Here is a 13,834-nt window from a genome sequence, read left to right as displayed (position 1 = left end):
CGCCTCGTGGGCGAGCACCCGGGCGGAGTCGATGTGCTGGGTGGAGGGCGATCCGCCCGGCGTCGCCTTGTCCGCGCGGTCGAGGTGCAGCAGGAGCGAGCCCAGTGACCGGCCAATCGTTTCGTGGACATCCTGCACGGCACGCTCGCGTTCTCCTGCGACGGCGGCTTCACGTTCCTTCACTGCGGCGGCCTGGTGGAGCCGGGAGTTCATGATGGCGATGGCGGCGTGGTTGGCGAAGAGTTCCACGAGGGACGCGTCGGCAGGGCTGAACACGCGGCCGGGACCGTCACTGAAGATGGCGAACGTGCCGATGATCGTGCCGGCCCAGGAAATGGGCACGCCGATGACTGCACTCCCCCACCGCGGGTCCGCCGGGTCGATGTGGCCCGAGGGTATGGACGCGTAGCGGTCGAGGATCACGGTGCCGCGGGTATTCACGATCTGCCCGGTGAGCCCTTCGGTCAGGGGGAAGGTCTGGCCCTCGCGGCAGCCGACACCCTGGTCCACTTCCTTGCGGTAGTAGCCCTCGGTCTCGTGGACGATCGAGATGGAGCCGCTCTCACACCCGAGGAGGGCGGCGGCGTGCCCGAGGACGCGTTCGAGAAGTGGGACCAGCTCGAACTGTCCGGCGAGGTCGCCGGCGAGTTCGGTGATGCGGTCCAGCTGGGAGGGCGGGGGGTTCTGCTGGTTCTGGGTGATGCTGGGCGTGGGAAGCTGCTGCATGTACGGCACCTGTCTCCTGCAACCCGGCGCGACGCTGCGCACGGGCCTTCAGGATAGCGGGCCGCCCGGAACTGAAGCGTTACCGCCCTGCAATTCGGCATACCAGCGAACAACGCCGCTTGAGATTTACCGCCGCCTCACTCCGCGCCAGGTACACCGGTTGCCAAACCTCAAGCGGGCCGGGCGGATGCCGGGTCTGGCGCCCGCCATTCCTTCACATGCTGCTCCATGATCTGGCGGCCAACCTGCTCATCCGCTGCAACCCGCGCCAAGGATTGGCCGAGACCATCCTGGCCGGACAAATCGTCCCTAACCCATCCCGCAACTTCGTCGAGCAGCGCCGTCGGGTCCGGGCGTACTGCCCTGAGGCTGCATTCCCACACGATACCGATTCGCCAGCCCTTGGCGGTGAGCTCTTCAATGACCCGCAGGTCGCGTTCCCTGTTCCTGTTGAGCTTCTCGCGCCAGAAGTCCTCACGGGTCTTCGGCCACCGGAAGAGCGGGCAGTCATGCTGGTGCCAGAAACACCCGTTGAAAAAGATCACGGCGTGGTGCCGAGGCAGGACAACGTCCGGCTTGCCCGGAAGATCCCTGGCATTGATGCGGTACCGCAGCCCTCGGGCGTGAAGTCCCTTGCGGATCAGGACCTCACCCTTGGTGTTCTTTCCACGTATGCCCGACATCATGCGGCTTCGGGTTGCGGCATCTACGGTATCGGCCACAACCTAGTCGGCCAGAGAATCCACAAGAACAGCACCGGTCCGAGCGAGATCTGTGCCAACGTTGCTTCCATCTGAAGGTTCCCCGCCAAGCGACGATATCGTCGCCCGTGCCTTAATGGCAGCCACGTGCGGGGCGACGAGCCGGGCGACTTCCTGCATGACAGGGGCGACGACGCTGTTACCGAACTGCCGGTAGGCCTGCGTGTCGCTGACCGGAATCCGGAACGTGTCATCGAAGCCCATCAGCCGTGCGCACTCCCGCGGCGTAAGCCTGCGCGGCCTGTCGGCTCCCTGTGCAACAAGAATCTCGGACCCGTCCTTGTAGTAGCGGGCCGACAGCGTCCTTGAGGTACCCGTGGGGTGAACCAGCCCGAAACCAAATCCGTTGCCTGCCGCTTTGTGCTTGGCAGCATATGCCTGCAGGTAAGCCCAGAGACGGGGGGTCAGAGTGAATTTGTCCTGCACCTTGCTGTTCTCGTGGTCAAAGTAGCGGTCACCATCCCACTCCAAGAAGGGTTCGGTTCCGTCCGTGCGGTGCAGCACCGACTCCAGCTTTGGACCCACCGGAGGCAGCTCGAGGTCATCCCACGTGAAGTCGGTGGGCTCGCGGAAGCCCACGATGATGATGCGTTCGCGGTGCTGCGGGGTAAAGCTGATCCCGTCGATGATCTTCGTGTGGACCTCGTACCCGAGTTCCTCCTCAAGGATCGCCATGATCACAGCGAACGTTTTGCCCTTGTCATGGGAGCGAAGGTTTTTCACGTTCTCGAGCATGAACGCGGCCGGACGTTTCTCGTTGATGATCCGTGCGACATCGAAGAACAGGGTGCCTTGGGTGGCATCCTCAAAACCATGCGCCCTTCCGAGAGCGTTCTTTTTGCTCACTCCCGCGATCGAGAATGGCTGGCACGGAAAGCCACCGAGCAACACGTCGTGATCCGGCAAAGTTTCAGCGGGGACTTCCTGGATGTCACCAACGAAAGTGTGGCCTTCATCCTGCTCGTCCGGGAAGTTGGCGAGGTAGGTCTTTCCAGCGAAGGCATTCCACTCACTGGTAAAGACGCAACGGCCCCCGTGGGCTTCGAAGCCCATCCTGATTCCGCCGATACCCGCGAAGAGGTCGATGAAAGTGAAGCGTGGCGCGGGCTGCGTCTCACGCAGGTCGAGTATCTCGCGTAGCGCCGCCCCGAGCATGGTTGGAATTGCTGTCTCCTGTCGCTCCCAGCGACCGATCGTCCTCGGAGCCACGTCCAGCATCTGACCCAGCTGACGCTGGGAGTACCTGTGCCGGGCCTGGGTGAGCAGTGCGTACGGGCTGTTCATCGTTTCCTTCTCCTGCGGGTCATTCTGATGACAGTATGTCTCACCGCCGACCCTTTGCAGCATCGAGGCCCTACCGCACTCGCTCCACGCTCATGCCGCCAGCGGCCGCTCGGAGCGCCGGAAGGCACAGCTGTGAGGACACACCCCTGGTTGCTGAAGCAATGCAATCGATCGTCGGTGTGATGCGTCACAATTACCTGAAGCAAGCTTCGCACCGACGGCCGTTCGACATTCGCTGCATGAACTGAACCCGAGGCTGCAAATCGATACGCAGGAACGTGAGGGGATCACTTTTCGTGAACAGCACCGCCCAATGGTGGCTCGACGACCAGAAGGGTAAAGTCCTGCTTCGAGTTGACGACCACAGCTTGTTGAACGTCTCTGGTTTCGACGTCTGGTCTGCTGAGTATGAAGGTCAGACGCTGGTAGCCGGATCCGGATGTGGAAGGCCAACAGCCGATCTGCCCGGACTCCGCTTTGAAGCCGACTTCCTTCAAATACAACTGCATCTCGTTACGACGCATAACCAACGCAGCTACCTGCAGCTTCGTGCTGGGAATGTTCCTGACCGCCCAAAGCTCGACGGCTGGCCTGCGGACACTCAGTGCATCATCGGCAATCGTTGGTTTGCCGTTGATTTAGAGCGTGCGGGCCGCCTTAAGGACAACCTTACGAAGCAGGGCATCAATCTGTCGCAGCCATTATCCGAAGCGCAACTTTTGTGGCTCCTATGGGAGAGCGCCTTGGACCTGCAGCACGAAGAGAGCAATCTCTCCCTCATGCCGGCTGCGCTCGCTCCGCCCACAGACTCCGGCTCGTCGCCGGACGCACTCGTACAGGCAACACTCTATCCATATCAGCAGCAGGGCGTCGGTAAGCTTCTTGCCCTCGCGGAGCAGGGCTTGGGCTGTCTGCTCGCGGACGAGATGGGCTTGGGAAAAACGATTCAGGCTATAGCATTGCTCGCGTGGCTGAGTTCGACAGACAGTGGCCCTAGCCTTGTAATTGCACCCTCTTCAACAACCACTAATTGGTGTCGCGAGTTGTCGAAGTTCGCACCGAACCTGTCGGTGCATGAGCATACCGGATCCCGACGGTCAGGCGACCCCGCATTCCTCCAAATGTTCAATGTGGTAGTTACTTCATTTGACCTTGCGGTCCGGGACCAATTCCTGTTGCAGAGCGTTAATTGGCGGGCCCTCGCTGTGGACGAAGCTCAGAACGTCAAGAATCCGCGTGCACAACGGTCAGCTGCCATACGAGAACTCAGGACGGACATTCTTCTCGCCATCACTGGAACTCCGATCGAGAACTCCCTGACCGATCTATGGTCAATCATGAGCCTTGTTGCCCCGTCCTATCTCTCGTCTTTGGAGGAGTTCAGTGCCATGTATCCCGACGAGGAACAGGCGGCTGCAGAACTGGGGCGACGAGTAGCCCCCCTGACTATCCGCCGTCGGGTAAGGGAAGTTGCGAGTGACCTTCCTAGCAGGACTGACGCGCTTGTTCCGGTGCGCCCGAGCCCTGCTCTCGTCGCCGAGTATGAGCGGATTCGCTCGGACGCCGCCCTTCCCCTACTCGCCAAGTTCACCTACCTCAGGCAGGCTTGCTCGTCGCTTAGCTCGGTCGAGGGGTTGTCGATGCCGTTCACGCAGCACAACCCTAAGTACGACCACGCACTTCAGATCATCACTGAAGCCTTCGCTCTGAGTTGCAAGGTCCTCCTGTTCGCATCCTTCACAGACACTGTCGACGAGATCTACTCTGACCTTGCTGGGCGTTTTTCCAGAGCGCTTGTGCTGAAGCTGGACGGTCGGACGCCAATCCAGGAACGCCAGCGCTTGCTGGATGAGTTCGCATCATTCCCCGGTCCAGCTATCCTCATCCTTAACCCCAAGGCTGCCGGGGTGGGCTTAAATATCCAATCTGCAAACTACGTCATTCATTTCACGCCCGAATGGAACCCTGCAACCATCGATCAAGCGTCCGCGCGCTCCTACCGTCGCGGTCAGACCAGACCAGTTTTCATCTACTCCCTGTATTACGCCGGGACGGTCGAAGAAAACATGCTGGAGCGCGTCGCTCTCAAGCGGCAGCTCGCAGAAAGCGGCATGAGCGCCGCTGAATCAACACCGAGTGCAACGGAGCTCAAGCAAATGGTTCTTATAAGCCCCAATGAAATGGCGATATGATGACGGACTACTTCGAATCCGTAAGGAAGCCACTGACGCCAAATGACGTAGGTGTCACTGGTAGCCACCAGGCTGGAGTGGTCATTCCGCGCGACCCACGGATGCTTGCCTTCTTTCCGCCGCTGGACGCTGGCCGGCGCAACCCGAGATCGACGATACCCTTTTCGGATGACGACGGTCGGGAATGGCGACTGAACTATATTTACTACAACGGAAAGATTCTTGGATTTTCCACGCGAAACGAGTACAGGCTTACGGGTCTCACGCCCTTCCTTCGCAACCACAATGCATCTCCTGGGGACCTGCTCGAACTAAGCCGGCACCCAGAAGAACGGTGGGGTATTAGGCTGATAACTAAGGATCGTCCGGCGATCGGAAACGGCTCCGACTCCGAGACGCAGGCGGATAAACAGTCGTTTCCAGCGTTTGGCGTACTTGAGACTGTCACACTATCGGGCACTTGGAGTGCCGTCGCGAGGAGAAAAAATGTCCGCTGAGCTTTATGAGGTAACCCCCGATCCCGAGCGCATCACCGAATCTCTTCGCGACACTGGTTACATTCTCAATACTGCGGTCGCAGATATCGTGGACAATTCTCTCGCGGCAGGTGCAACTCGCGTTGCGGTCGAGCTCAAGCTCGACATTCGTGGAAAGGTCCGATTCAGCGTAACTGACAACGGTCAGGGCATGGATCGGCACGGCCTGGTCAACGCGTTGCGATACGGGTCAGCGCGGCGCCCCGATCCATCAAGCCTCGGCAAGTTCGGCTTGGGACTCAAGACGGCATCAACCTCATTTGCTCGCCGTCTCAAACTGACATCCTCAGACGGGACCGTCTCCCCCGCAACGGCGATCTGGGACCTGGACCTCGTCCCTACACAGGGGTGGCAGGTATCAGTGGATCAGACAGCAGATCCACTCGATGCCAGACAACTTCTGGATTTCGCCGAAAGTGGATCTGGCACCGTCGTGCGCTGGGAGAATGTTGACCGACTTCTTCGCGACTATAAGGATCCAACCGGTGATCGCGCACAGGCCGCTATTGCAAAGCATGCCGCTTCCCTTCGCGACCATCTCGCCATGGTCTTTCAGCGCTTCCTCGACCCGCGGGACGAGCGGGCTCAGACAGTGGAAATTCGGCTTAACAGTGATTTGATTGAAGCGTGGAACCCCTTCGGTTTCGGGGCTGACAAACTTCTCGATGTGCGGATACCTGTAGAGGTTGATGGACGGACGACGAACATGCAGCTCAAAGCGTTTGTCCTTCCGCGCAAGGCAGAGATGCAGGCCGACCTCGGCGACAGCGCGCCGAGTGACGCACGCCTAGTGAACAAGACCCAGGGCATTTTCGTCTACCGGGAGAACCGGCTGATCCACGGTCCCGACTGGTTGGGAATGTGGACTCAGGAACCGCACTTCACGCTTTGCCGCGCCGAGGTGTCATTTGACCACGAACTCGATCGGGCGTTCCAGATCGACATCAAAAAGTCGACAATAGTACTTGACACTGCTTTGGCGGACGTTGTCTTCAAGGCACTTACACCGCCCCGGCGTGAGGCCGAGACGCGTTACCGGGACGGACAGCGCGCGCGGGCCCTGAAGTCGCAAAACACCGAACTACATGCGCCGTCAAACGCTGCGATCCGCGATAAGGCCCAGTCAATTCCCAGTGCGCGCGTCGAATCTACCGACGAGGCAACCGGGAAAGCCGAGATCCGCAACGAGCATGGAACAGTCAAAGTTGATTTCGTTCAATCAGTAGCTGGGGTCTTCGTTGAAGCAGTCGACAATTTACCGGATGGACTGCTCTACCAGCCGGCGTACATTGGCCAGAACCCGGGTGTCCGTATAAACAAAGCCCATCCATACTACGAAAAGGTTTACGTTCCCAATCAGAATTCCGGAAACACGATCCAGGCGCTCGACTCTCTGCTTTGGGCCCTCGCTTCTGCCGAGTTCAGATCCTCCCAGGACTCCATGCGCGAAGTATTCGAAGACATCCGATACGACGTATCACGTGCTTTGAAAAAGCTTGTTGAGGACCTCCCTAGTCCAGATGTCGACGATCTGGAGTAGCGAGTGTCTTCGAATCTAGCAGCCGAGTTGAGCACCGCCCTGGATCTCCCAGTTGTGGAGTTGCCCGCCCCGGGCCGCGGGTTGTCCGAATTCCGCATCCGGGGCTTGGAGAAGCCGCACGGCTTCAGCGTTGTCTTGGGAGAAATGCTGAGTCGCGTCCGGGCCGAGCTTGCTTTGGACCGTTTTGCAGGCGACGTTGTCAGCCTCATAAAGGCAGCGCCAAAGCCAGCGCGCCAGCAAACAGATCAGTTGATTAGCGCCTTCAGCACGGTCGGTATCCTGTGGAACATCAGTGCTGATAGCAGACGAGTAGATTCATGGATCGACGACTTGGATGACAACTTTGAGAGTCTGGAAATAGCTGCCTCTCTGATCCGCCGTTCTGCCGGCGATGAAGGGCAGGACAAAAAGCTTGTTGCACAGGCGATTTTCAGTGTCATCCTCAGTCTCCTCCCAATCGATGTCGAAGGGCCAGACAGTGACGAGTTCGGCGTTGCCGATCTTGGCTTCGCTTCAGAAGGGTCGAAAGAGTATCAGCTGTCTGCCCGCTACGAGCGCAGCAGAGCGAACAGGGCCGCCGCCATCGCCATACACGGCTTGGTATGCAGGGTGTGTGGATTCGAGTTCAATAGTGTGTACGGGCCGCTTGCCCGCGGTTACGTGGAAGTACATCATCTGACCCCAGTGAGCATGATGGGTGAGCCCCGCCCGGTAGATCCCAGGACGGACCTGGTGCCGCTATGTGCCAACTGTCACAGGATGGTGCACAGGCGCTGGCCACCTTTCAGCCCGGAAGAACTTTCTAGTGCTCGAGGTGATTGAGTGCGACAGGCCTTCGGAGAGCTATCCCATGGTCTTGACTGTCGGGCGGACACGCAGAGAGGTATATCAGAATGAGGGTCGAGGAAGCCTCTCCAGACAGCACGGACGACCTGTCGTGGTTGAACGACCTTGTAGTTCAACTATCGGGCTCGCTGGAGACCGGCTCATCCGCTTCCCGGCGTGTCAAGAAGCAGTCCGCAAACGGACATCAAGCAGTCGGCCGCAGCGCGCCCGGGTCAGCCCGCAGGCCCTCTCGCTTGCAACTGGCGTCAGTGAGGATCTCCGACGACGGGTTTCTGGACTATGTTCGCCAGATTGCAAAGACTCCCTTGCTTACCCAGGCTCAGGAAGTCGATCTCGCGCAGCAGATTGAGGCAGGTTTGTACGCCGACCAGCTTTTGAGATCCAGCACGGAACTCAGTCGTCGCAGGGCGAAGGAACTACACCAGATTATTGAAGCAGGTCATACCGCAAAGCTCCAGATGACTCAAGCGAACCTGCGTCTCGTTGTTTCGATCGCCAAGCGGTATACGGGCCTCGGAATGAGCTTCATGGATCTCATTCAGGAGGGAAACATCGGACTGATTCGAGCCGTTGAGAAGTTCGACCATGCCAAAGGGTTCAAATTCTCGACGTACGCAACCTGGTGGATTCGGCAGGCCATAACCCGGGCAATGGCTGATCAAGCGCGGCTCATCCGTATCCCCGTGCACATGGTGGAAGTCATCAATAAGGTAGGACGAGTTCGTCGGCAGCTCTTTGAAGACCTAGGACGAGAGGCCACCCAAGAGGAGATGGCCCTCGAGGTTGGGATGACGCCAGCGGAAGTCAGTACAGCTATCGGGTTCGAGCGGTCATTCATATCGCTCGATATGGTGGTCGAATCGGATGGCACCGAACTGCGAGATCTGATCATGGACAGCGACTACGTGGAGCCGTTCAAGAGGATGTGCTTGGCGTCACTGCAAAAACAAATGTATTCGGTCCTAGACACCCTCTCCGAGCGTGAGGCCGGAATAGTTGCAATGCGATTCGGGCTAGCAACGGGGGAGCAAATGACGCTCGAGCAAATCGGTCGCGCATATGGGCTAACGCGGGAACGGATACGCCAAATTGAAGTGAAAACCATGAGTAAGTTGCGACATCCATCACGATCGCGAGTTTTACGAGACTACCTTGATCTGTTCGCAGAAGAAGAGCTGTGAAGTTAGCGGGAGTTCAAAGCAGCGTGCCGCCCGTTAACTTGCTGAACGAACGGGACTTCAAGTAGCGATCCGAATAGCGCTGCGAGCCACGCTGAACTTCTACCTTGATTTACAGACCGCCATCACCGGCGCGGATCCAACACCTAGGTGGCTCACTGCCTCACATGGTAGATTCGGAAATATACACGAAGGAGCAACCATGCAGTGGCCCGACTTGTTCGATGATGACAACGTGGATGACGACGATCTCAGTGAGATGACTCGAAAGTACCTTCCTGACACGGTTGTTTGGACTACCGATTGGACAACAGGCTCGCTCATCGAGCAACTTGAACGAAATGTATTCAATGTTGATCCCCCGTTTCAGCGACGTTCGGCATGGAGTGATACTAAAGCATCGCTTTATATTGAGTCACTCCTACTTGGATGCCCTGTACCCCCTGTCACGCTTGCAGAGCTTCCTGCTCAAGGTAGCGAAGGCAATTTTCAGTACGTGGTTATCGATGGCAAGCAACGACTCACAACCTTAAAGCGATTCGCCCTCGACGGCGAGCTTAAATTAACTGGTTTGAAAGTCCTTCGCGACCTTAACGGTCGTTCGTATTCAGAGGTGGAACAAGAGCCGGAGTTTAGACGATTCGCCAACCTTCCTGTACGGACAGTAGTTCTTCGCAATTGGAAGAAAGACGAAGTGCTCCAATTTGTTTTCCACCGCCTCAATACGCAAACTACTCCGTTGTCAACCCACGAGCTGAGAAGAGCGCTGCTCGCCGGCGGATTCACCGACTACCTCGACCGCGAGTCGGCCTCCTCAGAAGGGTTGCAAAGGATACTGGGAATAAGCGAACCAGATTACCGGCTGCGTGACGCTGAGTTGCTCCTTCGAGCGATCGCCTTTGTTCGCTACTCAAATCGGTATAAAGGAAATCTAAAGCAATTTCTCGACACTATCACTCGATCCGCGAATCGCAGCTGGTCCGAGCCCTTTGCGAGAGAACTGGACGAGGTGGTGGGTTCGATCAACTCGGCCATTTCGGCCGTGTACGATATCTTCGACAAAGGCGCCTTTCAAAGAATAGACGATGAGGGGCAACCGTCCGGCAGATTCAACCGAGCAGTTTTCGACATCTTAGTCATGACCTTTCAGAACGAGACGATTCGAAGAGCTGCCACGGCCGATCCACAGGCGGTGCGATCAGCTTTCACGGTTGTCAACCGCAATCCAGATTTTAAGCGCTTTATCTCCGGAACGACAAAGACCCCCGAAGCAGTGAATGGAAGACTCCGTATATGGTGGAAGCAACTAAGTAGTGCCCTCGAACTTCCATATGAAAGCTTCGAGCAAGTTCAGACATGGTAAGACGAAGTGACGTGCTACGCCAGGCAGCAAATTTGCGCCGGAGGGAGGAATTTTTGCACCTCCGTTTCATAGAGCCACTGCTGAAAGTAAGTCAGTGGAACTCAAACGCTGTCGATATGACGGCTGCATATGTTGGCCTAGTACATGCTGAAACGGAAGCTACACTCGAATCAACTGTACAGAACTTACTGAAACATGGCGAGAATTGCGCTGCGGCGGGTTACTGCCACCCGGTACTAATGAATGCGGCTATTTACTATCAGAGTCAGCTCCAAGAGAACATGGGAATAGTCCTAGTGCCCAAACGTAAGGAATTGAAAGTCGACGCTCAGCTACTTCTGGACTCTTGGCGTGGCAGTGGCGCGTCCTCGTACTGGTCGCAACAGATCGACCAAAATCATGGTACGGGCCTTAGCTATATCGAGCGACTCGTTCAGCCACTTGGTCTCGACCTACAAACTAATACATTCAAGCGATTTGAAGGTAAGGGAGTTGTCAGACTCGCTCAGATGAATAAGTCAATTTTTACCGATCTTAATGAATTGGTGTCTTTGCGCGGACGAGCCGTGCACGCAAACAGCTCCATCTTTGAAGCAAGCGTCAGGACAAGTACACCGGCGCAAGTGAGTGAAAGCGCTAAAAGAGCGACCAATTTGGTTCAACTCGTCGTAAGTAGAGCTTTACAGACCATGTGGTAGCGATCGTTAAGTAGCAAAACGGTCCCGCTGTGCGGATTTAAATAGGTGCAGTGGCCGAGGCCAGAGAATCGTCATGCGGGTTGCATGGAGAAGCTGAGTCTCATAATTCAAGTCGCGCCTTGGGAATCCCTTCCGGTGAATCGTCAATACAGTGATTGATTACACCCAAGATGTTTTCCAATAGGTTCGTGAAAGCAGGCGAAAGCGTTCCTAATGTCGCGCTAAGTATTGACCTTTGTGGCTCCTAAAGTCTCCCCAACGGGGCACGTGTCCGCCCATTGGGGCTGGTTCGACGGCCAGAGCGTCTGCACTATGTTGCGGCCGCCAACCTCGCTCGGAACCCATCGGCGGTTCGCCGGGATGGCGTCGTATCCTTACACCCATCTTTCGGCTGACGGGCGAGCAATGCTTCGACTTCTTCGGACGAAAGGCTGCTCGTCCGCGACATTGGCGAAGTGAGCTGAATGCGATCTTCTCGCGCCATGGAGCGGCCGCGAACGGTCCCCAAGCTCCCTAATCGAAACTCTGTTTGCCGCTCGCCCGCATCAGGACGGGCGGCGGATGACACACCCCGGGATGACGCGTGAGTAGACGCGACGGACCGGTCAAGGGGCTTGCCGTTGCTGGACGATGCTGGCGTAAGCCTCCTGGTTGCACCAGGGGCAGGTTGAAGCCGCAACCACGACACACCAGGTTCTTGGCGACCACGGCAGCGCCCGCTCGGCGCTCCGCCTCAATTGCCCGCCGCCCTATGCCCAGCAGAATGCGCCGCCCGAGTCTCTCGATTCCGTAGACTATCCTCAGCACAGCCCCGGCCGGAGAGGACAGGGCTGGCCCCATCTCCCGTCGTCGGCGCGGCCACCCGTTCGCTGTGCCGCCGTTGACGAGACCGCCGCCGCCCAGCACAAGGAACAACGCCGTGACCGACTTTTTCAGCCCGTGGTGCGACCGGCCCAGGGACGAGACGGTCGGCAAACACACCTCACGCGTACTCGTTTCCAACGACGACGTCGCTGGCATCAATGCCGTCGCTACCCTCCTCCCCCGGACCTACGCCAAAAAGGGGAACCTCAAGCGCATTGCGAAGCGCCACGGTAAGGATGGTGTCGCGAACTTGCTTAGCTACAAAGTCCCCAAGACCCAGAGGAGCCGATCTGGCGATATGGGCGAAATTCTTGGCACCGCCTACGTGCAGTTCACGCTCGGGTACTCGACGGGGCCGAGCCGTCTCATTGAACGCGATCACCAGGAGTGGGCGCTGCGCGGCGACGATGTCCTCGGCGCTCGACTGAACGGCCAAACGCTCGAGATGGTCAAAGTCGAAGCGAAAAGCCGAGCTCAAGCCCCGAAGGCCGCGATCACCGAAGCCCGTGAGGGGTTGCGTCGCAATGGCGACCTAGCATCCCCGCACTCGCTGGTCCAGTTCGCCGAACGGCTCCTCAAGCACAACGAAGCACTGAGCGACGCCATCAACGATGTTTTGCAGAACAAGGGCCTACGTCCTGAGCATCTCACCCACGTGATGTTTATCTTCGCGGGGAACCATCCCATATCCCACATCCGCGACGATCTCAACGCGTACAAGGGCCGGGTAGCACAGAGCACCGTGACCGTCCGCGTCGCGGCCCACCAGGAGTTTATTGCCGAGAGCTACGACTTGGTGGTGAAGCATGCCCCGTGATGCGGCCCAGCTCGCCGCCCAGCTTGCCGAAGCGACCGAGGTCGGGTTCCGCAACAGGCTGCTCGCACGTGGCCAAGCACAGTCGATGATTCGCCGCAACGGCGATTTACCTCAGGGCGCACAAAACTTCGGCACCTACCTCGACCAGGACCTGCTTGAGTACGGCTACTCGCTGATGAGCACGGCCCTGCGCATCCTTGAGATCCACACCACCGCACCGGGCACCGCCGATGACGCGGCCGACGATCTCGTCGACACGAGCCAGACGATCGTCCCTAGCGATGGCAGCGACGAGTCCATCGCGGATCAGATCGCGACGAGCCGCAACGCGTTCCTGCAAGCTTCGTACGCGTTGGAGGCGGCAACTCGCAACGCGGATCCCAACACGTCCGAGATCGCGTTCCACCGGCTGATCGCGGGAGCTGCTAGCCACATGGCTGGCTACGCTGCCCGAGCGTTCTCACTGGTCGAAGCGAGCCGGGTGAGCGGCCGGCTTTCACCGATGGAGCTCACCCTCGCCGATCTGGTCATGCGTGACCTCGATGGCATCGAGGAGCGCACCCTGCGGCTTCGGTCCTCGCCGGAACTAAGTGATGACGCACTGACCGCCGCCCTCTCGCGAGCCGACGACCACGGGGAAGACGCGGACAACGGCGAAGAACGGGATGCGCCGACTGATGCGGGCCCGGCGTTCGCCCCGGATCAGGATTCGGAGGTTCTTGACGGCCTCGGTCCCATCACGCTGCTATTGAGCGAGCATTACCTCTCATCGGTCTCAGCGGCGATGTTCGCGATCGCGTTCGGCCGCACCGCGCTTCTCGCGGCGTCGATCACTGACCTGCGGCTGGGCGAGGAGGCCTGCAACGACATCGCTGCGCCGGGTCCATGGTGGGTGTTCCGGCTGACCCGACACATGCTTGCTGATATCGACGAGACCAGCATTCGGGCCAACCTCCCCAGCGATCCACCCGGTGACGATGACACCGACGACGCCGACGCGGAGTCGGGCGAATCTGACGAAGGGGATGC

Annotated in this window: 11 protein-coding genes and 1 pseudogene; 9 read left to right on the top strand and 3 right to left on the bottom strand. The window is 58.4% G+C overall.

Features of this window, described 5'->3' with window-relative positions; genetic code table 11:
- The 3 genes from CVO76_RS12790 to dcm form a co-directional block, all read right to left on the bottom strand.
- The coding region (locus CVO76_RS12790) for a GAF domain-containing protein (RefSeq protein ID WP_208739529.1) at positions 1–726 on the bottom strand (726 nt) is incomplete at its 3' end.
- Positions 727–896: 170 nt separating this feature from the next.
- Complete coding sequence (locus CVO76_RS12785; protein ID WP_244185957.1) at positions 897–1,448, bottom strand: very short patch repair endonuclease; 552 nt, start codon at positions 1,446–1,448, stop codon at positions 897–899.
- Between the two features lie 3 nt (positions 1,449–1,451).
- On the bottom strand, positions 1,452–2,771 hold the full coding sequence (dcm, locus tag CVO76_RS12780; RefSeq protein WP_279628576.1) for a DNA (cytosine-5-)-methyltransferase: 1,320 nt from the start codon (positions 2,769–2,771) through the stop codon (positions 1,452–1,454).
- 296 nt (positions 2,772–3,067) lie between these two features.
- On the opposite strand from dcm, the gene CVO76_RS12775 reads away from it, so the two are divergent.
- From CVO76_RS12775 to CVO76_RS12735, 9 genes and pseudogenes are all read left to right on the top strand, one after another.
- Positions 3,068–4,963 (top strand): DEAD/DEAH box helicase, encoded by a 1,896-nt coding sequence (locus CVO76_RS12775; RefSeq protein ID WP_208739527.1) that lies wholly within the window; start codon positions 3,068–3,070, stop codon positions 4,961–4,963.
- Entirely contained in the window at positions 4,960–5,460 is a 501-nt protein-coding gene (locus CVO76_RS12770) for an EcoRII N-terminal effector-binding domain-containing protein (protein ID WP_208739526.1), read from the top strand. The genes CVO76_RS12775 and CVO76_RS12770 overlap by 4 nt, the downstream gene beginning before the upstream one ends.
- Positions 5,450–7,039 (top strand): ATP-binding protein, encoded by a 1,590-nt coding sequence (locus CVO76_RS12765; protein ID WP_208739525.1) that lies wholly within the window; start codon positions 5,450–5,452, stop codon positions 7,037–7,039. Before CVO76_RS12770 ends, CVO76_RS12765 begins: the two co-directional genes overlap by 11 nt.
- Positions 7,040–7,066: 27 nt before the next feature.
- Entirely contained in the window at positions 7,067–7,861 is a 795-nt protein-coding gene (locus CVO76_RS12760; protein WP_208739524.1) for an HNH endonuclease, read from the top strand.
- Positions 7,862–7,932: 71 nt separating this feature from the next.
- Positions 7,933–9,066, top strand: coding sequence for an RNA polymerase sigma factor (locus CVO76_RS12755; protein WP_208739523.1), 1,134 nt, complete (start codon positions 7,933–7,935; stop codon positions 9,064–9,066).
- A gap of 199 nt (positions 9,067–9,265) precedes the next feature.
- Positions 9,266–10,426 carry a DUF262 domain-containing protein gene (locus CVO76_RS12750; RefSeq protein WP_208739522.1) on the top strand — a complete coding sequence of 387 codons (1,161 nt, stop codon included), beginning with the start codon at positions 9,266–9,268 and terminating at the stop codon, positions 10,424–10,426.
- 116 nt (positions 10,427–10,542) lie between these two features.
- Positions 10,543–11,124 carry a hypothetical protein gene (locus CVO76_RS12745; protein ID WP_208739521.1) on the top strand — a complete coding sequence of 194 codons (582 nt, stop codon included), beginning with the start codon at positions 10,543–10,545 and terminating at the stop codon, positions 11,122–11,124.
- A gap of 919 nt (positions 11,125–12,043) precedes the next feature.
- Positions 12,044–12,805, top strand: coding sequence for a Hachiman antiphage defense system protein HamA (locus CVO76_RS12740; protein ID WP_208739520.1), 762 nt, complete (start codon positions 12,044–12,046; stop codon positions 12,803–12,805).
- A pseudogene (locus tag CVO76_RS12735) lies at positions 12,795–13,834 on the top strand (hypothetical protein); the annotation flags it as partial. The gene CVO76_RS12740 and the pseudogene CVO76_RS12735, both read left to right, overlap by 11 nt.

It is taken from the genome of Arthrobacter agilis (assembly GCF_002953615.1).
GTDB lineage: Bacteria > Actinomycetota > Actinomycetes > Actinomycetales > Micrococcaceae > Arthrobacter_D > Arthrobacter_D agilis_B.
Note: the sequence above shows the minus strand (reverse complement) of the source record. Positions and strands in the feature narration are given on the sequence as shown.

Coding starts and splice junctions, on each gene's coding strand:
- dcm (WP_279628576.1), bottom strand. CDS start 2,771: ATGAACAGCCCGTACGCACTGCTCACCCAGGCCCGGCACAGGTACTCC.
- CVO76_RS12770 (WP_208739526.1), top strand. CDS start 4,960: ATGATGACGGACTACTTCGAATCCGTAAGGAAGCCACTGACGCCAAAT.
- CVO76_RS12765 (WP_208739525.1), top strand. CDS start 5,450: ATGTCCGCTGAGCTTTATGAGGTAACCCCCGATCCCGAGCGCATCACC.
- CVO76_RS12755 (WP_208739523.1), top strand. CDS start 7,933: ATGAGGGTCGAGGAAGCCTCTCCAGACAGCACGGACGACCTGTCGTGG.
- CVO76_RS12750 (WP_208739522.1), top strand. CDS start 9,266: ATGCAGTGGCCCGACTTGTTCGATGATGACAACGTGGATGACGACGAT.
- CVO76_RS12745 (WP_208739521.1), top strand. CDS start 10,543: ATGACGGCTGCATATGTTGGCCTAGTACATGCTGAAACGGAAGCTACA.